This is a genomic window from Pseudomonas oryzihabitans (genome assembly GCF_014522265.1).
In the GTDB taxonomy this organism is placed as follows: Bacteria; Pseudomonadota; Gammaproteobacteria; order Pseudomonadales; family Pseudomonadaceae; genus Chryseomonas; species Chryseomonas aestiva.
The window spans coordinates 4,633,080-4,652,116 of record NZ_CP017024.1 but is presented as its reverse complement, the minus strand read 5'-3'; the positions used below and the strand labels follow the sequence as shown (position 1 = coordinate 4,652,116).

The 19,037-nt window shown below is 68.2% G+C and carries 16 protein-coding genes and 1 pseudogene; 9 read left to right on the top strand and 8 right to left on the bottom strand.

The window, feature by feature from the left end; translation table 11 throughout:
* Nucleotides 1-2 precede the first annotated feature (2 nt).
* On the bottom strand, nt 3-1,808 hold the full coding sequence (locus BGI51_RS21490; protein WP_187979684.1) for a methyl-accepting chemotaxis protein: 1,806 nt from the start codon (nt 1,806-1,808) through the stop codon (nt 3-5).
* A gap of 221 nt (nt 1,809-2,029) precedes the next feature.
* Nucleotides 2,030-2,206, bottom strand: a pseudogene (locus BGI51_RS21485) (general stress protein); the annotation flags it as partial.
* A 666-nt stretch (nt 2,207-2,872) separates the two neighbouring features.
* Between BGI51_RS21485 and BGI51_RS21480 the strand changes: the two are divergent.
* Genes BGI51_RS21480 through cysE form a run of 3 tightly spaced genes read left to right on the top strand, consistent with a single transcriptional unit; the run spans nt 2,873 to nt 4,795 of the window.
* A complete protein-coding gene (locus tag BGI51_RS21480) occupies nt 2,873-3,415 on the top strand; it encodes a helix-turn-helix domain-containing protein (protein ID WP_187979683.1) in 543 nt (180 codons plus the stop codon).
* A gap of 9 nt (nt 3,416-3,424) precedes the next feature.
* Complete coding sequence (locus tag BGI51_RS21475) at nt 3,425-3,991, top strand: GNAT family N-acetyltransferase (RefSeq protein WP_187979682.1); 567 nt, start codon at nt 3,425-3,427, stop codon at nt 3,989-3,991.
* A gap of 15 nt (nt 3,992-4,006) precedes the next feature.
* A complete protein-coding gene (cysE, locus tag BGI51_RS21470) occupies nt 4,007-4,795 on the top strand; it encodes a serine O-acetyltransferase (RefSeq protein ID WP_187979681.1) in 789 nt (262 codons plus the stop codon).
* Here cysE and BGI51_RS21465 read toward each other — a convergent pair.
* The 4 genes from BGI51_RS21465 to BGI51_RS21450 all read right to left on the bottom strand — a co-directional run bounded on the left by BGI51_RS21465 (nt 4,777) and on the right by BGI51_RS21450 (nt 10,176).
* Nucleotides 4,777-5,517: an NUDIX hydrolase gene (locus BGI51_RS21465; RefSeq protein WP_187979680.1), complete on the bottom strand. Its 741-nt coding sequence runs from the start codon at nt 5,515-5,517 to the stop codon at nt 4,777-4,779. The two genes, cysE and BGI51_RS21465, sit on opposite strands and share 19 nt — an antisense overlap.
* A gap of 5 nt (nt 5,518-5,522) precedes the next feature.
* On the bottom strand, nt 5,523-8,048 hold the full coding sequence (locus BGI51_RS21460) for a mechanosensitive ion channel domain-containing protein (RefSeq protein WP_187979679.1): 2,526 nt from the start codon (nt 8,046-8,048) through the stop codon (nt 5,523-5,525).
* Between the two features lie 65 nt (nt 8,049-8,113).
* Nucleotides 8,114-9,157 (bottom strand): AraC family transcriptional regulator, encoded by a 1,044-nt coding sequence (locus BGI51_RS21455; RefSeq protein WP_187979678.1) that lies wholly within the window; start codon nt 9,155-9,157, stop codon nt 8,114-8,116.
* Nucleotides 9,154-10,176, bottom strand: coding sequence for a carbon-nitrogen hydrolase family protein (locus tag BGI51_RS21450; RefSeq protein WP_187979677.1), 1,023 nt, complete (start codon nt 10,174-10,176; stop codon nt 9,154-9,156). The genes BGI51_RS21455 and BGI51_RS21450 overlap by 4 nt, the downstream gene beginning before the upstream one ends.
* Nucleotides 10,177-10,372: 196 nt before the next feature.
* Here BGI51_RS21450 and BGI51_RS21445 point away from each other — a divergent pair, with 196 nt between their 5' ends.
* The 3 genes from BGI51_RS21445 to BGI51_RS21435 all read left to right on the top strand — a co-directional run bounded on the left by BGI51_RS21445 (nt 10,373) and on the right by BGI51_RS21435 (nt 14,963).
* Complete coding sequence (locus BGI51_RS21445) at nt 10,373-12,427, top strand: NADPH-dependent 2,4-dienoyl-CoA reductase (RefSeq protein ID WP_187979676.1); 2,055 nt, start codon at nt 10,373-10,375, stop codon at nt 12,425-12,427.
* Between the two features lie 287 nt (nt 12,428-12,714).
* Nucleotides 12,715-14,028: a chromosome partitioning protein ParA gene (locus tag BGI51_RS21440; RefSeq protein WP_187979675.1), complete on the top strand. Its 1,314-nt coding sequence runs from the start codon at nt 12,715-12,717 to the stop codon at nt 14,026-14,028.
* Between the two features lie 11 nt (nt 14,029-14,039).
* Nucleotides 14,040-14,963 (top strand): 1-aminocyclopropane-1-carboxylate deaminase/D-cysteine desulfhydrase, encoded by a 924-nt coding sequence (locus BGI51_RS21435; protein WP_187979674.1) that lies wholly within the window; start codon nt 14,040-14,042, stop codon nt 14,961-14,963.
* Here the strand turns inward: BGI51_RS21435 and BGI51_RS21430 are convergent.
* On the bottom strand, nt 14,936-15,916 hold the full coding sequence (locus BGI51_RS21430) for a DUF1853 family protein (RefSeq protein WP_187979673.1): 981 nt from the start codon (nt 15,914-15,916) through the stop codon (nt 14,936-14,938). The two genes, BGI51_RS21435 and BGI51_RS21430, sit on opposite strands and share 28 nt — an antisense overlap.
* 40 nt (nt 15,917-15,956) lie before the next feature.
* Here BGI51_RS21430 and BGI51_RS21425 point away from each other — a divergent pair, with 40 nt between their 5' ends.
* Genes BGI51_RS21425 through BGI51_RS21415 form a run of 3 tightly spaced genes read left to right on the top strand, consistent with a single transcriptional unit; the run spans nt 15,957 to nt 18,666 of the window.
* Nucleotides 15,957-16,841: an NAD(+) kinase gene (locus tag BGI51_RS21425; protein WP_187979672.1), complete on the top strand. Its 885-nt coding sequence runs from the start codon at nt 15,957-15,959 to the stop codon at nt 16,839-16,841.
* Nucleotides 16,841-17,800, top strand: coding sequence for a metallophosphoesterase (locus tag BGI51_RS21420; RefSeq protein WP_187979671.1), 960 nt, complete (start codon nt 16,841-16,843; stop codon nt 17,798-17,800). Before BGI51_RS21425 ends, BGI51_RS21420 begins: the two co-directional genes overlap by 1 nt.
* A complete protein-coding gene (locus BGI51_RS21415) occupies nt 17,797-18,666 on the top strand; it encodes a rhomboid family intramembrane serine protease (protein WP_133861079.1) in 870 nt (289 codons plus the stop codon). Before BGI51_RS21420 ends, BGI51_RS21415 begins: the two co-directional genes overlap by 4 nt.
* Here BGI51_RS21415 and BGI51_RS21410 read toward each other — a convergent pair whose 3' ends face one another.
* The gene (locus BGI51_RS21410) at nt 18,667-18,990 is read right to left on the bottom strand and encodes a hypothetical protein (protein WP_187979670.1); all 324 of its coding nucleotides are present in this window, start codon (nt 18,988-18,990) and stop codon (nt 18,667-18,669) included.
* Nucleotides 18,991-19,037: the final 47 nt, after the last annotated feature.

The window sequence follows — 19,037 nt, the reverse complement described above, 5'->3', positions numbered from 1 at the left end:
GGTCAACGGGTGACCGAGAAGGTGGCGACGCTGCTCTGCAGGTCCTGGGCCGCCTGTTGCAGATACTGGACCGCCTCGCTGGTGGCCTTGAGCGCCTCGGTGGTCTGCTGGGTGCTGTCGTTGAGCTGGGTGATGGTCTCGGCGATCTGGCCGGCACCCACCGCCTGGGACTGCATGCCCTCCAGGACGATATCGAACCGCGCCGGCAACTTCTGCACGTCCTCGATCACCCCGGCCAGCTGATCGCTGACGCTGGCCACCTCCTGCACGCTGCGGCGGATCTCCTCGGAAAACTTGTCCATGCCCATGACGCTGGCGGAAACCGCGGAGTTCATGTCCTTGAGCATCTGCTCGATGTCGTCGGTGGCCGCGGTGGTCTGGTCGGACAGGCGACGGATCTCGGTGGCCACCACCGAGAAGCCGCGGCCCGCTTCACCGGCCTTTTCCGCCTCGATGGCGGCGTTGAGCGACAGCAGATTGGTCTGGTCGGCCACCTTGGTGATGGTGGTCAGCACCTTGTTGATGTGGCTGGACTTCTCCGACAGGGCGGCGAGCTTGGCGTTGATCGAATCGGTCGCCGCCACCATGCGCTGCATGGTGCCGTCCATGCTCGCCAGGCTGCTGCGCGCCTGCTCCGCGCCCTCGGTGGTCTCGTCCGCCACCTGCACGGCTTCTTCCATGGTGCGTACCAGGGCATTGGCGTTGGCGGCGATCTCGCGCGTGGTGCTCAGCACCTCGACGCTGGTCTGCGCCTGCTCGATGCTGGTGGCCTCCTGCTGGCGCGAGGAGGCGGCGATCTCGGTGGTGGAGGAGGTCACCTGGATGCCGGCGCGCTGCACCTTGGCGAGCATGCCGCGCAGGTCCTCGATCATCTTGCTAAGGCCGCGGGCCAGTTGGCCGATGGCGTCGTCGCCGCTGACCGCGGTCCGTCCGGTGAGGTCACCGGCGGCGGCCTTGTTGACCAGCCCGAGCAGGTCGTCGACATCGGCGCGCAGGCGCTGCATCAGCGCCTGTTCGCGGGCGTGGTCGTCCTGGATCTGCTGCGCCATCTGATTGAAGGCCAGACCGACCTGGGCGAGTTCGTCACGGCCCTGGACCGCCACGCGCGCGCTGCTGTCGCCCGCGGAAATGCGCGCCACGGTATCGGTCAGCCGGCGCACCGAACGCAGCAGATTATGGGACAGCAGCCAGGCGATGAGGGCGGCCAGCACCACGCAGAGGGCGCCGCCGGCGACCAGGGTCCAGGTCAGCTGGTCGCGTACCTGCTCGGTATGACCCGCGCGTTGCGCGTACAGGCGGCGTTCTTCATCGGCGATGGTCTGGATCTGCTGACGCATGGCCGCGACCTGATTGGTCAGGGTGGTGATCAGGGGCTCGTTGGCCAGCTGCACCGCTGACAGATTGCCGGTATCACGCAGGCGCAACAGGGGTTCGAAGGTCTGCTGGCGCCAGGTGTCGAGGTCCGCGGCAAGGCGAGCGAAGCGCTGCTGTTGCTCAGCATTATCCTGGGTCAGCTGCTGCGGCACGCGCACGGCTGCGGCCAGTGGCGCCAGCGCCTGCCGCGCAGCGTCGGCATCCGCGGTTGAGCCGGAATACCAGTAGTTGCGCAACTTGGCCCGGGTCTCGAGCAGATTGTTGTCCAGCGTGGTGACCGACAGCAGCACCTCGGCGGTGTGCCTGTCCCAGCGATTGGCGTCCACCAGGCTCTGCAACGCGGCATAGGTCAGCCAGAGCAGCAGGACCACCAGGGCGATGATGGCGGCGAAGCCGGCGAAGAGTTTGTTCTGGATGCGAATGTTGTTGAGCATGGGCACCGGTGCAGACGGACAGAGGCAGAAAGAGTGAGCCCTGGGGAGCACTCGGGTTGTCCGATAAAAGTAGCACGGTCATGCATTTGTGTGAGTTGTAACGCACTTCGGGGCTCAGGCGCCTGAGGTGCCAGCAGCGATGGAACAGCAATAACAGAAAGGGCAGCCTGCCAGGTCTTGCCATGCCTGGAGGGCTGCCGGGCGGCATCGAGGAACGCGGGTCAGGTCGCCTCGACGTCGTTCGCCGCTTCGGGTCGGCGAGTGCCATGGCTGTTCTGACCACCCTTGCGGCCGGCTTCGGAAGCCCGGGTCGGATTGTTGGCGAAATTGCCACCGCTGGCACGTCCACCCTTGCGACCAGCCTCGGCGGCGCGATCGCGGTTGTTGGCGAAGTTGCCTGGATTGCTGCTCTTGTTGGCCATAAGAACTTCTCCCACTTTCAATTATTGAAGAGTCGAACGCTGCGCTCCCCAAAGGCTAGGCGTTTCGGTTATTGAGAGTAGGGGGCGGAAGGCGAGTTCGGGCGAGGTGATAAGGGGATATTTTGTTATACGAGGTGCAAGTTAAATATAGACTTTTATTTAACGATGGCCTGGCCAGAGCCGTCAGGCCAAAGGTTGTACAGGGGCTGTAGAAGAATCGGCGAGCGGAGCGACAGTATTCCAGCAGGCTATCTGTCATGTGCCGAAATGTCTTGATGCATCTGGCTGCAGGGCGTATCCGGGTTGAGCTTTGCCGCAGTCTGACTCAGACGCCTTGGCCGAGAGCTTGTTCTTTCTTCATGGGTAAATTTATCGCCGATTCGATAGCGCCATTTCTCGCGCTGTTACAGGGTAACGCTGTTCGCCTGACGATAAAATATGGGCGAACAGCCAAGCTAGAGCGCTCGACCAAGTAATCAAGTCGATCAGTCAGGTTGCTGGACAGTCGGTGATATAAGTTCTTCCGATAAAGTTTAATGCGATAGGAAGTTCGTTGATACGTCTGATAAGGCAGGTCTTGCAAAAAAGCCCTTTCCAAATTTTCCCGAATGTGAGAAAAAATCCCTAAATTGGGAGATGGCCATGCTAGATCAACGTCTTGCCGTCCGGCTGAAGGCCCTGCGTCTGGAGCGCGAGCTGTCACTGGAGCAGTTGGCAACCCTGAGCGGGGTCAGTCGCGCGACGCTGTCTCGGCTGGAAAATGCCGAGGTCAGTCCGACCACGGCGGTCCTCGGGCAGCTCTGTTCGGCCTACGGTCTGACCCTGACGCGCCTGCTGCATAGCGTGGAAGGCGCCTATCCGGCCCAGGTCGAGCGCCAGGCGCAGCAGATCTGGGCCGATCCCGAGCAGGCCTTCACCCGCCGTTCGGTCTCGCCGCCGGCCCAGGCCCTGGCGGGTGAGGTCATCGAGAGCCAGCTGGGGCCGGGTGTGGACATCCGCTATCAGGCAGCACCCCGGCCAGGCCTCGAACACCATCTGCTCCTGCTCGAAGGCGAGTTGCAGCTGTGGATCGAAGAGCAGCCCTATCAACTGGGCGTCGGCGACTGCCTGCGCTATCGCCTCTGGGGTAGCAGTCGCTTCCTGAGTGGCCCGGCGGGCGCCCGTTATCTCCTGTTCATGATCTGAGGTGTGTCCATGAGTGCTTCCCTGCGTATCGAACAGCTCGACGCCGCCGCTTTCACGAGGCATCTGAATGAATTCCAGCAACTACTGGCCGCCTGTGTCGAGCAGGGCGCCAGCATCGGCTTCATCCTGCCGCTGGCCGACGTGGTGAACCGGCGCTTCTGGACCGAAGCCGTGGCCCCGGGCCTGGCCCGGGGCATCCGGCTCTTGTTCGCCGCGCTGCAGGACGGCCGCGTGGTCGGCAGCGTGCAACTGGTGCTGGATACCCCGGCCAATCAGCCGCACCGCGCTGACGTGGTCAAGTTGCTGGTGCATCCGGACTGCCGTCGCCAGGGCCTGGCGCGTCGGCTGATGCAGGCGGTGGAAGCGGCCGCCCAGGCCCAGGGGCGGGAATTGCTGACCCTGGACACCCGCAGCGACGACCATGCCGAGCCGCTCTATCTGTCCCTCGGCTATCAGGTGGTCGGCAGGATTCCCGGCTATGCCCTGGATGCCCGCCAACCCGAACGCCGTGACAGCACCACCCTGATGTACAAGACGTTACCGGCCGCGCCCGCTAAGCTGGGCGCTCCCAGTTAAGGACCCTGTCCCGCCATGCCGCTTCGCTCCGCTCCCGAACTCTGGCAACTCCTGCGCGCCCAAGCCGAGGCCGGGCGCCGCGACGCCCCGGCCCTGGCCGAGGGGCTGACGCGAGCGCTGCTGCAGCCGGTGGATCTGGCCGCCGCCCTGGTCCGGCGCTGCGCCGAGGCCCTGGCGGAGGATCCAGGGCAGGCCGAGTCACTCGGCGAACGCTTCGCTGCCCTGCACGCCGAGTGGCCGGCGCTGACCCTGGCGGCCTGCGCGGACCTGGAAGCGGTGCTGGCACGGGATCCGGCCTATGCCAGCCTGCTGGAGATCTTCCTGTTCTCCAAGGGCTTCCTGGCGCTGCAGACCCAGCGCCTGAGCCATGCCCTCTGGCACAACGGCGAGCGGCTGCTGGCCCTGCACCTGCAGGCGCGCTGCAATCGGCTGCTGGCCATCGACATCCACCCGGCGGCGCGGCTGGGGCGCGGCATCATGCTCGACCACGGTACCGGCATCGTCATCGGCGAAACCGCGGTGGTGGAGGACGACGTCTCCATCCTGCAGCAGGTGACCCTGGGCGGCACCGGCAAGGAGCAGGGCGATCGCCATCCCAAGGTGCGGCGCGGGGTGATGATCGGCGCCGGGGTCAAGATCCTCGGCAATCTGGAGATCGGCGAGGGCGCCAAGATCGGCGCCAACAGCGTGGTCCTGCATCCGGTGGCGCCCCACACCACGGTGGTGGGTATTCCCGCTCGCCCGGTAGGGCGTCCGCGCGATGCCCATCCGGCCGAAAGCATGGATCAGTCCTTCGACGGCTGAGCCAGAAAGACCTCGGCCTTGGGATAGCGCTCGCTGTTCAGCGCGCTCGACCGCAGGCCCTCCGCCTGCGCCAGGCTGCGCACCAGCTCGCGGTTGAAGGCACTGTTGCCCGGATCCGCCAGGTAGTCGGGCAGCGCCAGCCAGCGGGCGTCCGCGATCTCGTCCGGATCCTGGATGGCGATGTCGGCACTCAGGGGATCGAGGCGGCAGACCACATAGAGATTGGATTTGCCGAAGCGGTAGAGGTGGGTGGTCACCAGGCCGACCACGCTGCGAAAGGCGCTGTGGATGCCGGTTTCCTCCCAGACCTCGCGGATCACCGCCGGCCCCAGGTCTTCGCCCAGCTCGACATGGCCCCCCGGCAGCTTGTAGCCCTGGCTGCCGCGTTCGCGGATCGCCAGCAGTTCACCATGGGCATTGAGCACCAGGCCGCCGACGCCCAGGCTGTGGGTCGGGACGAAGGGCGCGAAGGCGGTGGGCGTACCGCGCCAGACCAGCGTGAGTTCCTGTTCCAGGCAGTTGTGAAAGACGAAACCGGCGCGGGTGGCCACCCCGACCAGCTCGCCAAGGGCCAGCGGCAGGGTCAGCCAGATCAGATTGCGTCCGTCGCGGCGGGCGCTGTCGAGCAACTCCGCCAGCGCCGGGGCAAAGGCCTCGCGGGTGGACGGCAGCGAGGCGGCGTCGATGATCAGGCCGTTGAAGGCGTCTTGACGGTATTGCACAGCTGTTACTCCGCAGGCCGTGGCTGGATGGGCGAGGAGGGCACGATACCGGCTTCGCTGGGCAGCAGCAGACTGGCACGCGGATTGGCGATCTCGATACCGCGTTCGCGGAAGCGTTCGAGGATGCGGCGGTTGAGTTCGCGCTGCACGCCCCAGCGGCCCTTGTCTAGGCATCTCATCTGCCCGGCGATGGTCACCATGGAGCCGTCGACGGCGTCCACGCCCCAGATCTCCAGATCGGCGAGGATCAGCTCCTTGAAGGCCTCGTCGGCGCGCATGCCGGCGCCGATGTCCTTGAGTTCGGCGATGACGCGCTCGATGTCCTCTGCGTAGCCCACGCTGATGCGCAGGGCGGCGTTGCCCAGCCCACGGTTGATGTTGTTGACCGCCGACACCGAGCTGAAGGGCACGATGTGCAGGGAGCCGTCGCCGGCGCGCAGGCGCACGGTGCGGATCGAGAGGTACTCCACGGTACCCGAGACCCCGGCCACGGTGACCCAGTCGCCCACCTGCATGGCGTTTTCCAGCAGCAGGAAGATACCGGTGATGAAGTCCTGCACCAGCTTCTGCGAGCCGAAGCCCAGGGCCACGCCGATGATGCTGGCGCTGGCCAGTAGCGGCGTGGTGTTGATGCCCAGTTCGCTCAGCGCGGTCAGGCCGACGATCAGCGCGACCAGGATGAACAGCCCGGTGCGCAGCATGGGCAGCAGGGTACGCAAGCGCGCGGCCCGCACCGTGTCACCGCGTTCGTTCCAGCTGCTAAGTCGACGATTCACGGTGGCGTTGGCGCCTTCCCAGACCACCACGGCGATGACGGCGGCGATGAGGATGGTGAGAAAGGCGGACAGCAGACTGCGCCCGATGCTGCCGTCACCGAACCAGTCCAGCACGCTCCAGCCCCAGGACTGGAACAGGGCCAGGACGGTGATCAGGGTGACGATCACCCCCACCAGCCAGCGCGCCAGCGGATAGTAGCGCTGCAGGTGCAGATCGGTAGCGCTGCCGCCTTCGGTGGTAGCGGGCTGGAACAAGCGACCCAGCAGGCCGAGCAGGAATACCGCCGCCAGGCGCCCGAGGATCACGATTCCGGCGGACAGCGCGACGAAATTCATCAGCCGCGGCAGCCCGTTCTCGATGTCCAGTGCCCACATGGTCCAGCCACCCATGACGAACACGGCGGCGAATACGGCCCAGACCTGACCCAGCCAGGCGCGCAGCACGGTCAGGGCGCCACTGCCATCCTGGCGCCCGGCGATACGGGCGGCCACCGGCCGGCGGACATGAAAGATCAGTCCCACCACCAACAGATGGGCCAGCAGCGAGACCAGCTTGACGATGGCTTCGCGGCCCTCTTCGTTGGCACCCAGGATGTCCGCGGCCTGGGCCAGCGCCAGGCCGAAGGTGATCAGGGCCACGAAGGCGTGCAGCCAGCGCAGCAGGGTACAGGCGAGGGCGGTCCTGACCTTGAGCAGGCGGATGCCGTGGACGGCGGGATCGATCAGCAGGCGGATGACGATCAGCGCCAGGCGGGTGGTGAGATAGGCACCGAGGAAGCCACCGACCAGCTCGCGCTGATTGGCATCCGCGCCCACCAGATAGTGGATCAGCAGCGCCGCCGTGGCCCAGAAAGCCAATAGCGGCAGCAGTTCCAGCAATAGCAGTCCCAGGGCGAAGGGCAGGTGCCGCAGGGTGGTCCAGTGCTCCTCGGCGCTGGGTCGGGCGCGGTTGGCGGATGCGGGATCGGTGGCAGTGGATTCGGTCACCGGCGCGGCTGGCGCAGGTGCGGCGCTGTCGGACGGGGCGATGGGCACCTCTTCGAGTTGATCCACGCCATCACGCTGAGTCTTGACCAGGGCCACCGCGGCTTCGGCCGGGCGGGTAGCGGCCTCCTCGACCGCCGGTGCCGACGCTTCAGCAGGGGACTGCTGGGCCGCCTGCTGCTGGGCCTGGCGTCGGGCGCGGGTGTCGGCCAGATCGGCATGGCGCTGCAGCCGTTGCCGCGGGCGCCGGAGCGCCCGATGGATCAGCCACTCGCCCACCAGGCCGGCGGCAAAGAGGGTGGCCAGGGTCAGCAAGGCCTGCAGCAGGGCGCGGCGACCCGCTTCGGACGTGAAGCTGGCGCGCGACCAGTCGGGCAGGGTACGCACGGCCCGCTGCACCTGGTTCAGCTCGCTGCCCAGGTTGTCGGCCCAGCGACCGACGCGACTGAGGGTCTGGGCGATCAGGCCATTGGCTTCCAGCGGTACCAGCGCCTTTTCCTCGCCTGGCGCCGGGGCGGCTGCCGCTGGTGCAGTGGCGGCGGTTGCCGTAGCCGCCGGTGCCGCCTTCGTCCCGGTCGCGCTCGCCGGCTGGCTGGCGATGGCCTGCAAGGTCAGGATCAGCTCCTGGCGGCGCTGCGGATCCTGCAGCAGGGCCGCGACCTGGCGCGCCTGCTGAGGATCGAGACCGGTCGGGGGCGGGCCAGGGGTTTCGGCGGCGCGTAGGGGCAACGCCAGGCACAGCAGCAACAGGGCGAGCAGGAAGTTCGGCATGGGGCGATAGCGGTCCTGATGAAGGATCAGCCAGTTAGGACCCGCGATCCTCGCCTATGCTCCCTTCAGTTGGCCACTCCCTGCCGCTGGAGACGCCGCCAGTCACCCGGCGTCTGCTCGGTCCAGCGCTTGAAGGCGCGCTGGAAGGCGGCGGGGGAGGCGAAGCCAAGCAGATAGGCGATCTCGCCGAAGCTGGCCTCGGTATCGCGGATATAGGCCAGCGCCAGGTCGCGGCGGGTCAGGTTGAGCAGGGTACGGTACTGGGTACCTTCTTCGGCCAGCTTGCGCCTCAGCGTCCAGGACGGCAGACGCAGCCGGCTGGCGATCTGCTCCAGGGTCGGCTCGCCGTGCCGCAGCAAGGGCCCCATGACTTCGACCACCCGCTCGGTGAGGCCGCGGGTGCGGGTCAGGCGGCCGTGTTCGACTTCGCTCAGGGCCAGCAGCTGGCGCCAGGTGGCCGGGCAATGCTCGGACCCGGTCCGGGCCAGGGTCGCGGCATCGAGTAGCAGCGCATTCTCGGCGGCGCCGAATTCCACCGCGCAGCCGAAGGCGGCGTGGTAGGGCGCCACGTCCGCCGGTGCGGGGTATTCGATGAGGACGCGGCGCGGTTGTAGCGGGCGCCCGGCGACGGCGCTCAGCAGCGCCAGCCAGGCGCTGAGCACCACGTCAACCACGAAGCGGTTGTAACCGTTGTAGGGGCTGATGCTATAGAAGTGCAGCCAGGCGTCGCGGCCCTGGGCGGCATAGCGCGACCGGCCCCGGTAGTTGCGGCCATAGAGCGGTTCCAGTTCGAGCAGCGTCTCGGCGGCGTGACGCACGTCCGGCGCCTGGCCCACGGTGACGCCGGCGAGACCGAGAAAGGCCGGCCGCATCGCCCGGCCCATGGCCAGGCCCAGCGCCGAATCGCCAGTCAGTTCCAGGGCCGCATGGCCCAGGCGCATGTAGTGGGGGATCGACAGCCGTCCGCCAGGTTCGGCCAGCCGCGCCGCGGTCAGGCCGAAGCGTGCCAGCAGGCCGGCGGCATCGGCACCCCGCTGGGCGACGGCTGCCGCCAGCGCCAGCACGAAGCCGGTGGAGAGGTCGCCCAGGCGCAGCGCCGGCGCGCTCATAGCCGCAGATTGATCAGCTTGCTCCCGGCCTGGGCAGCATCGGTGGCCGCTGTCGCATCCGGGGTGAAGGCCTGGCTGCCGCCGCCGGCCTGCCATTCCCAGAGGCGGCCGCGCAGCTGCACTTCCAGGGCGGCGCGGATGCCGGCGGCGCGCAGGCGCTGGATGTCGAAGGGTGCCGGTGCCGGGGTGGCGCCCGAGGCGAGGGCGGGAATCGCCAGCAAGTCCACCTGGGGAGCGTCCAGCACGCCGGCGCGACCGGTGTCGCTGCCCTGGATGACGCCGAGACGGCCCAGCGGCGTCTCCAGTCGCAGCAGCGGCGGGCTGAGATCGTCGCCGCTGTCCCTGGCCGTCAGCGGTCGCACCAGCGGTTGGCCGAGCACCTTGCCGTCGGGTCCGAAGACCAGGGTGACATTGCGCAAAGGTCCCGTACCCACCTGCAATTCGCCGTCCACCAGGGTCGGACCGGGCAGGACGATGGAGCCGGCCACCAGGGTGACGCCGTACTGGCGGGCAAGGCCGCCGAAGAGCTGTTGGTAGGCGCTGGCCATGTCCCAGGCCTTCATGCGCAACAGGCTGTCGGCCAGGCGCCGGTCACCCTCGGCCTGGAACCAGGCGCGAGCCACGCGCAACGGATTGCCCAGCAGCAGCCACTGGATGGCCTCTTCGCTGCGCGCCGCGGCATAGACCTCGGGCTTCTCGCCCATCAGCGCCAGGGGCGTGCCCAGGTGCTCGGGCAGCACCACGATGGTCTGGGCGCCGATCAGGCCCAGGCGCCGTGCATTGGCCAGATAGGCAGCGAGCTTGAGGCGCAATCGCTCGGGATTGCCATAGTCCAGGGCGACCAGTTCGGGCTCGATCCCCAGCAGGTTGCCGGTGGTGGCCGCCGCTGGCGTGGTGGTCAGGTCCACCGCCAGGCTGCTGCGTAGATCCGACAGGTAATGGAAGGCTGGCCGCTGGGCCACCCAGCCCGCCAGCACGGCGAACAGGGCGATCAGCACCAGGAACACGAGCTTGCGCATCGGCACTCCAGAGCGGTCCCGGCCTCCCGGGCCGGGCGAGATAAAGGTGCTCAGGGTAGGAGACCAGACCGCCACTGCCAAGGGGCGGCTGTACATTTGGGTAAAGAGGTTGTCATTTCCGGTGATTGAGGCCAGCCCGCGCTGCTCCTATCGTGGCGCCAGGCTTTCCCAGAAAGGCCAACCACCGGAGACCGCCATGATCGAGCTTGCCCCCCTTAATACCACCCCTGCGGATAGCTATCCGCATCTGCTCGAACCCCTGCCCGTGGGGTCGATCACCTTGCGCAACCGGGTGGTGATGGGGTCCATGCACACCGGATTGGAAGAGCGGCCCGGCGGCTTCGCGCGGATGGCCGCCTTCTTCGCCGAGCGAGCGCGGGGTGGGGTGGGGCTGATTGTCACCGGGGGTATAGCGCCGAACGAAGAGGGGGCGGTGGCCAAGGGCGCGGCCAAGCTGACCACTCCCGAGGAGGCCGAGCACCATCGGCCGGTGACGGACGCGGTGCATGCCGCCGGCGGCCGTATCTGCCTGCAGATCCTGCATGCCGGTCGCTATGCCTATAACCCCCAGCTGGTGGCGCCCTCGGCGCTGCAGGCACCGATCAATCCCTTCACCCCACGCGAGCTGGACGAGGCCGAGGTGGAGGGGCAGATCGCCGCCTTCGTCCGCTGTGCCACGCTGGCGCAGCAGGCCGGCTACGACGGTGTCGAGGTGATGGGTTCCGAAGGCTACTTCATCAATCAATTCATAGCCGCGCGGACCAACCATCGCACGGATCGCTGGGGTGGCGACTTCGCCAGTCGCTGCCGCTTGCCGCTGGCCATCGTCGCAGGCATCCGCAGGGCGACCGGCCCGGATTTCCTGATCATCTTCCGCCTCTCGCTGCTGGATCTGGTGGAACAGGGCAGCACCCCCGAGGAATGCCTGCAGCTGGCGCTCTGGCTGGAAGACGCCGGGGTCAGCCTGATCAACACCGGCATCGGCTGGCACGAGGCGCGCATCCCCACCATCGCCACCCTGGTGCCGCGCGGCGCCTTCGCCGCCGTCACCGCCCAGCTCAAGGGCCGGGTGCGGGTGCCGCTGATCGCCACCAACCGCATCAACACCCCGGAGGTGGCCGAGGCCATCCTCGCCGCCGGCCAGGCCGACCTGGTGTCCATGGCCCGGCCGCTGCTGGCCGACCCGGACTTCGTCGCCAAGGCCGCCGCCGGCCGCGCCGACGAGATCAATACTTGCATCGCCTGCAACCAGGCCTGCCTGGACCACACCTTCGCCGGCAAGCTGACCAGCTGCCTGGTCAATCCGCGCGCCTGCCACGAGACCGAGTTGCAGATCCTGCCCGCCGCCGAATCACGCCGCTTTGCCGTGGTCGGCGCCGGGCCGGCCGGCCTGGCCGCCGCCTGCACCCTGGCCGAGCGCGGCCACCAGGTGGTGCTGTTCGAGGCCAGCGAGCGCATCGGTGGCCAGTTCAATGTCGCCAGGCGCATTCCCGGCAAGGAAGAATTCGGCGAGACCCTGAGGTATTTCCAGCGGCGTCTGGAGCGACTGGCGGTGGATGTCCGCCTCAACCAGCGCGTCAGCGCCGCCGAATTGCAGGCCGAGGGCTTCGCCGGGGTGATCCTGGCCACCGGGGTGACGCCGCGGGTGCCGCCCATTCCGGGGGTCGACCATCCCAAGGTGCTGGGCTACCTGGACGTCCTGCTTGAACGCAAGCCGGTAGGGCGGCGGGTGGCCCTGATCGGCGCCGGCGGCATCGGTTTCGACGTGGCGGATTTCCTCACCCACGGCCATCAGGACGCGGAGCCCATCACCGCCTTCTACCGCGAGTGGGGCATAGATCCCAGTTTCAGCAGCCGCGGCGGGCTGGCCCCGGCGACGCCGCCGGCCGTGCCACGCGAAGTCTGGCTGCTGCAGCGCAAGCCGGGCAAACCCGGCAAGGGCCTGGGCAAGACCACTGGCTGGATCCACCGCTCGCGCCTGCAGCAGCGTGGCGTCCAGGCGTTCGGCGGGGTGGAATACCTGGGTATCGACGACGCCGGCCTGCGCCTGCGCCTGCCCGATGGCAGCGAGCAGGTGCTGGACGTCGACAACGTCGTGCTCTGCGCGGGCCAGGAGTCCCTGCGCGAGCTGGAAGACGAGTTGCTCGGCGCCGGCGTGGCGGTGCACCGGGTCGGCGGCGCGGATGTCGCCGCCGAGCTGGACGCCAAGCGCGCCATCGATCAGGCCACTCGCCTTGCCGCCCAGCTGTAACTCTTCGTTGCGATCAGGGATGATTTCTGTGATCCACTCCGCATAACATCGGTTCCGGACCGACCCTCGTCCCAATGTCTGGCCTCTCTTCCATCCCGCCGACCAGGATTGGCTAAGCTGCCGTCCTGATGCGTCGGGTGGGGGCCCGGCGCGTCGAAGGAGTTGGGCGGCGACGCGGGTCTACCGTGTCGCCGCCAGAGGTCGGCGGGCGGACGCAGGTCCGGTCGCCAATTGGCGAGACGCCGGCCTCGGTATTCATGTGGGATCGACAGAGCACGCGGCGAGAGATGGCAGAGACGTTGAACGTAGAGACGGTACTGACCCCGGTGGTGCTGGGGTTCGGCGACCAGGGTGTGAATCGCGCCTTGCTGTTCCCCGATTTTCAGGCGCTCTGGCAGGGCGACCAGACGCTGCTCGACTGCGCCGGACGGCGCCATCGCTTCGTCTATCTGCTGCTGGACGAGCACCGCAGGGTCAAGGCCGCGGTGTTCTTCCTGCTGGCCTTCGATGCCCAGGGCAAACCGCTGCCGGAATGGGACCTGCCGCTGGGCGAGCTGGCCGAGCGCGGCGATGTCGGCCCCGACCTGGGCGCCGGACCGATCCGCCTGGCCAGTCGCAGCCATTGCCCGATTTCCTGGCACCAGGGCGATCTCTGGGATCCCCGCAGCGAGACCGAGCACGACGACTGGCAGGCGATCCGCGATTGCCTGGGCCTGGTCGCGCCGCGCGATGGCGAGGTGGAGCTGGCCGGGGAATACCACCCTAGCGCCGCCGACGGCATCGATGTCGAGGCCCGTCTCGAACGGGTCCGCCGCATCCTCGCCCAGGAACACCAGGAGGCGCTGGACAAGCTGATCGCCGGTCAGCGTACCCGGCTGCTGACCCTGACCCGCCAGCACCAGGAAGACCTGGCGCGTCTGCAGCGCGACGCCGACGAGGTACGCGCGGCCAAGGCCGAGCTGGAGGTGCGCTATGCCGCCCTGGCCCAGCACCTGGAGCAGCAGCACGAGCAAACTCGCCAGCAGCGCGAGGAACTCAACGAGCAGATGCGCACCCTGGAGCGCAACGCCCTCTACAAGATCGAGGCGCTGCGCATCCAGTCCGAAGCCGAAAGCGAGGCCCGGGTGGCCGCCGCCGTGGGCGAGCTGAAGAACCAGCTGACCATCCGCGAGGTGGAACTCAAGTACCGCGACGAGCTGGACGGCCAGTTGCAGGAAGACATCCGCCAGCTGCGCGAGCGCTGCGCCCAGCTGATCGGCGACAGCAACGAAGGCCAGCTGGAGCGCCTGGCGCGCCAGGGCATCCTCTTCGTCACCTTCCAGCCCGGCGCCGGTCATCTGATCCTCAGCCGGCAGGACGTCCCTCGCTTCAGCGCCGATCCCCTGGGTTACGTCGCCGAGCACTGCAAGGTCAGCCGGGAGCAGTATCAGCGCTGGCTGGAGCATCACCAGCAGCCGGTCTGCCAGGCCGAGGTGGAGGGCGAGCGCTGCGGACGGCCGGTGGTGCGGGTGGAACACCCCGCCCAGTTCGATCCGTTGCGCTCGACCCTGTGCGCCGAGCACCGCGGCGATGACAGCGATGGTGACGTCGCCAATCTCTGACTCCCTGGTTGATGATCTTTCCTTCGCCCGCCGTGCTCCAGGAGGTGCAACTCGCCATCCTGGCGGCGCGGGACCTGCGCCTGGCGGTGCTGCGCCTGGATCAGCGCCCGGCTGCGCATAACGGCAACAAGGCCTACAAGCTGCGGCCCTGGCGCGAACGCCTGGCCCGGGGCGAAGGCCGCGGGCTCATCAGCCTGGGTGGTGCCCACTCCAATCATCTGCATGCGCTGGCCGCCCTGGGCCGGGAGGAAGGCTTCGCCACCGTCGGCCTCTTGCGTGGCGAGCCCTGCCGGACGCCCACGGTCGAGGATCTGCAGGCCAATGGCATGACCCTGCACTGGCTCGGCTATGGCGGTTATCGCCGCCGCCACGACAGCGACTTCTGGCAGCCCTGGCAGGCGCGCTATCCCGGGTTGCTACCCATACCCGAAGGCGGCTGCGACGCGCAGGCCGCTGCGGCCTGCGCGGCCATCGTCACGGAACTGCGGCAGGGACTCGCCGCCCTGGGCTGGCCCGATTGCCAGCAACTCTGGCTGGCTGCCGGCACCGGTACCACCCTGGCCGGGGTGATCCGCGCCGCCGATCCCGCCTGGCAGGTGGTGGGCGGCCTGGCGGTGCCACCCGGGCATGGCGTCGAAGCCACGCTCGACCGGCTGCTCGCGCAGCACACCGGCGCCGATTGGCGCCTGCTGGACGCCAGCCGCGGCGGCTTCGGCCGCCTCGATGCCGAGCTGGCGCGGGCCATGGCGGAATTCGAGGCGCAGACCGGGATCGGCCTGGAGCCGCTCTATACCGGCAAGCTCTGGCTGGCGCTGCGCCAGGCAATCGAGGGCGGCGCGCTGGCGCCGGGCAGTCGCCTGGTGCTGGTCCACAGCGGTGGTCTCCAGGGCCGCCGCGCGCTGGAAACTCAGCTGGCGGCGTTGGCCGGCGGCTGAACCGGCCAGCCCGCAGGCACCAGGAACAGCCGCGCCTCTTCGTCGCCGCGTGGATCGCGCCGCACCAGCAATTGCGGCCAGCTCGGCTCGCCGTCCGGCAGGGGCAGGCAGGGCGTATCGGCGACCGCGGGCGCCAGCCAGTGGCCCTTGGGTAGCACTTCCCAGGGGCCGACCGGCAACAGCTGCCGCGCGCACCACAGCTGGGGTTGGCGGGGTAGCAGGGCGCCAACCGGCCAGGGCAGGGGGCGGTCGAGTGGCTGGAACAGATAGCCGCCCAGCCACAGCGCCGCCCGCGGCGGGGCGATGTCCAGCGCCGCCAGGCTGGCCTGGGCCAGGGGCGTGGCCGACAGCGGCAGCTGGCGCTGGCGCAGGTGTGAGAGTTTGCGCGCCAGCTGGTCTTCGCCACCCGGACCCAGCCAGAGCGGTGCCTCCGGTGGGCCTTCGCCCAGGTAGAACTTCACCGCCAGTTCCAGGTGATGGACCCCCTCGGCGTCTTCCACCAGCAGGTCCAGTTCACCCAGGGTACGGTCGCCCTCGCGCAGGGGCAGGTTGGCCGCGCGCAATCTGAGCCCCGGTGCCCGTTCCAGGGCGAATTGCCAGAGTCTTTCGTACTGGCGCCCCAGCCGGCGGTCGCTGCCCTGGGCAAGCCAGGCTGTTAGGGCCGCGGGCGCTGCGTCCTGTTGCCGTAGCCAGTCGGCCAGTCGTTCAGGATGGCGCGCCCAGTCGCTGGCGACCAGCGGATGGCGGGTGTCGGCGGCTTCCAGCAAGGGCGGGGCGATCAGCGTCCAGGCGAGGTCGCGCACCTGGGGCTGGCTCAGGCGGCGGGGCAGGGCGTGCAGCTCGGCGAAGGGCGTCATGGTGCCAGCATAGGCCAAGCCGGACTGCTGCGGATCACCGGCGGCGACCCGCGGTCGGATGAGGGCGGTTTGCCGCTGCCACGGCCTTTCGCCCATACTTTCCGCACTTTCCAGCCAACGGGGCCGCCGGCGCGTCATGGACTCCTTTCGTAACATCGGCATCATCGGTCGACTCGGCAGCACCCAAGTGCTGGATACCATCCGCCGGCTCAAGACCTTTCTGCTGCAACGCGGGCGCAACGTCATCCTGGAAAACACCATCGCCGAGGTGCTGCCCGGGCATGGCCTGCAGACGGTATCGCGCAAGCTCATGGGCGAGATCTGCGACCTGGTGATCGTGGTCGGCGGCGACGGCAGCCTGCTCGGCGCCGCCCGCGCCCTGGTGCGCCCGCGAGTGCCGGTGCTGGGCATCAACCGCGGCAAGCTGGGCTTTCTCACCGATATCCGTCCCGATGAACTGGAGACCAAGGTCGCCGAGGTGCTCGACGGTCAGTACCTGATGGAGACGCGCTTCCTGCTCGATGCCTTCGTCGAGCGTGGCGGCGAGATCATCGGCCAGGGCGATGCCCTCAACGACGTGGTGCTGCATCCGGGCAAGTCCACCCGGATGATCGAATTCGAGCTGTACATCGATGGCCAGTTCGTCTGCAGCCAGCGCGCCGACGGCCTGATCGTCGCCACCCCCACCGGCTCCACCGCCTACTCGCTGTCGGCCGGCGGCCCCATCATGCATCCAAAGCTGGATGCCATCGTGGTGGTGCCCATGTATCCCCACACCCTGTCCAGCCGGCCCATCGTGGTGTCCGGCGACAGCACCCTGTCGATCCTGGTGTCGCCGAACATGACGATCTATCCGCAGGTCTCATGTGATGGCCAGAATCATTTCACCTGCGCACCCGGCGATACCGTGACCATTCAGAAGAAGCCGCACAAACTCAGGCTGATCCATCCGCTGGATCACAACTACTACGAGATCTGCCGGACCAAGCTCGGCTGGGGCAGTCGGCTGGGAGACGACTGATGCCCCTGGGCTACGATCTGATCGGCGATCTCCACGGCTGCGCCCATACCCTGGACCTGCTGCTGGAGCGTCTCGATTATCAGCAGGTGGACGGCGTCTGGCAGCACCCCGAGCGCCAGGCGATCTTTCTCGGTGACCTGGTCGATCGCGGCCCGCGCATCCGCGGCTCCCTGCGCCGGGTGCGGGCCATGGTCGAAGGCGGCCATGCCCACTGCATCCTTGGCAATCACGAACTCAATGCCCTGGCCTGGCACACCCCGGCGCTGCCCGGCACCGGCCAGACCTGGGTACGCGAACACACGCCGCGCCATCGCCAGCTGATCCAGGAGACCCTGGCGGCCTTCGCCGACCATCCCGGCGAGTGGCAGGATCACCTGCGCTGGCTCTACCGGCTGCCACTGTGCAAGGACTTCGGGCACTTCCGCATCGTCCATGCCTGCTGGGATCAGCGGCTGATCGACGAATTCCTCCACCACTATCCGGATGCCTGCATCGACGAGGACTTCGTGCGCCAGTCCATCGTCGGCGGCAGCCTGGCCAGTCGGGTAGCCTCGCGCCTGCTCAACGGGGTGTCGCTGCCCTTGCCCCATGGCCTGCGCCTCACCGGCAGCGATGGCTATGTGCGGGCGCGCTTTCGCACCAAGTTCTGGGAAAGCGATCCCCAGACCTATGGCGACGTGGTCTTCCAGCCCGATGCCTTGCCGGCGGAAATCGCCTGTGAACGCCTGAGCGACGAGGAAAAGGCCGGGCTGCTCTGCTATGGCGAGGATGAGCCGATGCTGTTCGTCGGTCACTACTGGCGCGATGGCCATCCCGAACCCCTGCGGCCGAACCTCGCCTGCCTGGACTACAGTGCGGTCAAGTACGGCAAGCTGGTGGCCTACCGCCTCGACGACGAACGCCAGATCGACCCGGCCAAGTTTGTCTGGATCGACGTGCAGCGCGAGGAGGGGCGATGAACCAGCCGCAACCCGTGCTGCGCGTGCCCCTGGGCCGTGACCTGCTGGGCTTCACGCGCCTGCTGCGGCGCCTGCAGATCCGCCACCGGGTGGTGGAAGAGGGCGACAGCCAGGTGCTCTGGGTGCTGGACCCGGCGCGGATCGAAGAGACCCGCAGCCTCTATGAACGCTATCCCGACGGCGATCCGCGCGGCGAGGTCCAGGCGACGCGTGGACCGCGGGGCTTCGGGCTGCTGGCGCAACTCAAGGCCAGTCCGGTCAGCGCCGTCTTTCTCGCCGTCACCCTGCTGCTGGGCCTGGCCACCGAACTGGGCGACAACCTGGCGTTGATCCACTACCTGACGCTGCAGGAATTCCGCCTGATCGACGCGGAGCACATCGCCTTTCTCGATCTCGACGCCAGCCTGGCCCGCGGCGAATGGTGGCGACTGGTCACCCCGATCTTCCTGCACTTCGGCCTGCTGCATCTGGCGATGAACGCCCTCTGGTACTGGGAGCTGGGTCGCCGCATCGAATTCCGCCAGGGCGGCCTGCTGCTGCTGCTCCTGACCCTGGTGTTCGCCGCCGGCTCCAACCTGGTGCAGTACGCCTGGACCGGGCCAGCGCTGTTCGGCGGTCTGTCCGGCGTGCTCTATGGCCTGCTCGGCCATTGCTGGCTGTTCCAGTGGCTGGCGCCCAATCCGGCCTATCGCATGCCCCGTGGCGTGGTAGCCATGATGCTGATCTGGCTGGTGATCTGCCTGACCGGGGTCTTCGATCTGCTCGGCTTCGGCTCCATCGCCAATGGCGCCCATGTCGGCGGCCTGGTGCTGGGTTGCCTCACCGGACTGCTGGGCGGTGGCCTGGCCCGCCTGCGGCAGCGCTAGCTAGCGTCGCCGCTTGAGCTCGGGAGAAAGGCTCAAGGCGTTGCGATAGCGCCAGCGCCGCTGGCTGCGGCGACGCAACCAGCGCCCCATGAGCAAGAGCAGCGCACCGCCGCCCAGGCAGCCCTGGGCGGTCTCGCGGGTCAGGCTCAGATAGGCCGTCAGCTGCGGCCACTGCAGCAGGGCCGCACCGCCCGCCAGCAGCGCGGCCAGGCCGGTCAGCACCGAGAGGGTGCCGAGGCCGGCGGCGAGGGAGGTCAGGAAGGGCCGCCGCAGGCGCAGCGGCGGTGGATCGAAACGGTCGTGCTCGGGCAACTGCATGCTCATACCCCAGGCTCTGTAAGGCCGCCGAGGTTATACGCCTCGGCGTTGCT

Excerpts from the sequence above, each read along its gene's own strand:
- BGI51_RS21490 (WP_187979684.1), bottom strand. The coding sequence starts at position 1,808 with ATGCTCAACAACATTCGCATCCAGAACAAACTCTTCGCCGGCTTCGCC.
- BGI51_RS21480 (WP_187979683.1), top strand. The coding sequence starts at position 2,873 with ATGCTAGATCAACGTCTTGCCGTCCGGCTGAAGGCCCTGCGTCTGGAG.
- BGI51_RS21475 (WP_187979682.1), top strand. The coding sequence starts at position 3,425 with ATGAGTGCTTCCCTGCGTATCGAACAGCTCGACGCCGCCGCTTTCACG.
- cysE (WP_187979681.1), top strand. The coding sequence starts at position 4,007 with ATGCCGCTTCGCTCCGCTCCCGAACTCTGGCAACTCCTGCGCGCCCAA.
- BGI51_RS21460 (WP_187979679.1), bottom strand. The coding sequence starts at position 8,048 with ATGCCGAACTTCCTGCTCGCCCTGTTGCTGCTGTGCCTGGCGTTGCCC.
- BGI51_RS21455 (WP_187979678.1), bottom strand. The coding sequence starts at position 9,157 with ATGAGCGCGCCGGCGCTGCGCCTGGGCGACCTCTCCACCGGCTTCGTG.
- BGI51_RS21450 (WP_187979677.1), bottom strand. The coding sequence starts at position 10,176 with ATGCGCAAGCTCGTGTTCCTGGTGCTGATCGCCCTGTTCGCCGTGCTG.
- BGI51_RS21445 (WP_187979676.1), top strand. The coding sequence starts at position 10,373 with ATGATCGAGCTTGCCCCCCTTAATACCACCCCTGCGGATAGCTATCCG.
- BGI51_RS21440 (WP_187979675.1), top strand. The coding sequence starts at position 12,715 with ATGGCAGAGACGTTGAACGTAGAGACGGTACTGACCCCGGTGGTGCTG.
- BGI51_RS21435 (WP_187979674.1), top strand. The coding sequence starts at position 14,040 with ATGATCTTTCCTTCGCCCGCCGTGCTCCAGGAGGTGCAACTCGCCATC.
- BGI51_RS21430 (WP_187979673.1), bottom strand. The coding sequence starts at position 15,916 with ATGGGCGAAAGGCCGTGGCAGCGGCAAACCGCCCTCATCCGACCGCGG.
- BGI51_RS21425 (WP_187979672.1), top strand. The coding sequence starts at position 15,957 with ATGGACTCCTTTCGTAACATCGGCATCATCGGTCGACTCGGCAGCACC.
- BGI51_RS21420 (WP_187979671.1), top strand. The coding sequence starts at position 16,841 with ATGCCCCTGGGCTACGATCTGATCGGCGATCTCCACGGCTGCGCCCAT.
- BGI51_RS21415 (WP_133861079.1), top strand. The coding sequence starts at position 17,797 with ATGAACCAGCCGCAACCCGTGCTGCGCGTGCCCCTGGGCCGTGACCTG.
- BGI51_RS21410 (WP_187979670.1), bottom strand. The coding sequence starts at position 18,990 with ATGAGCATGCAGTTGCCCGAGCACGACCGTTTCGATCCACCGCCGCTG.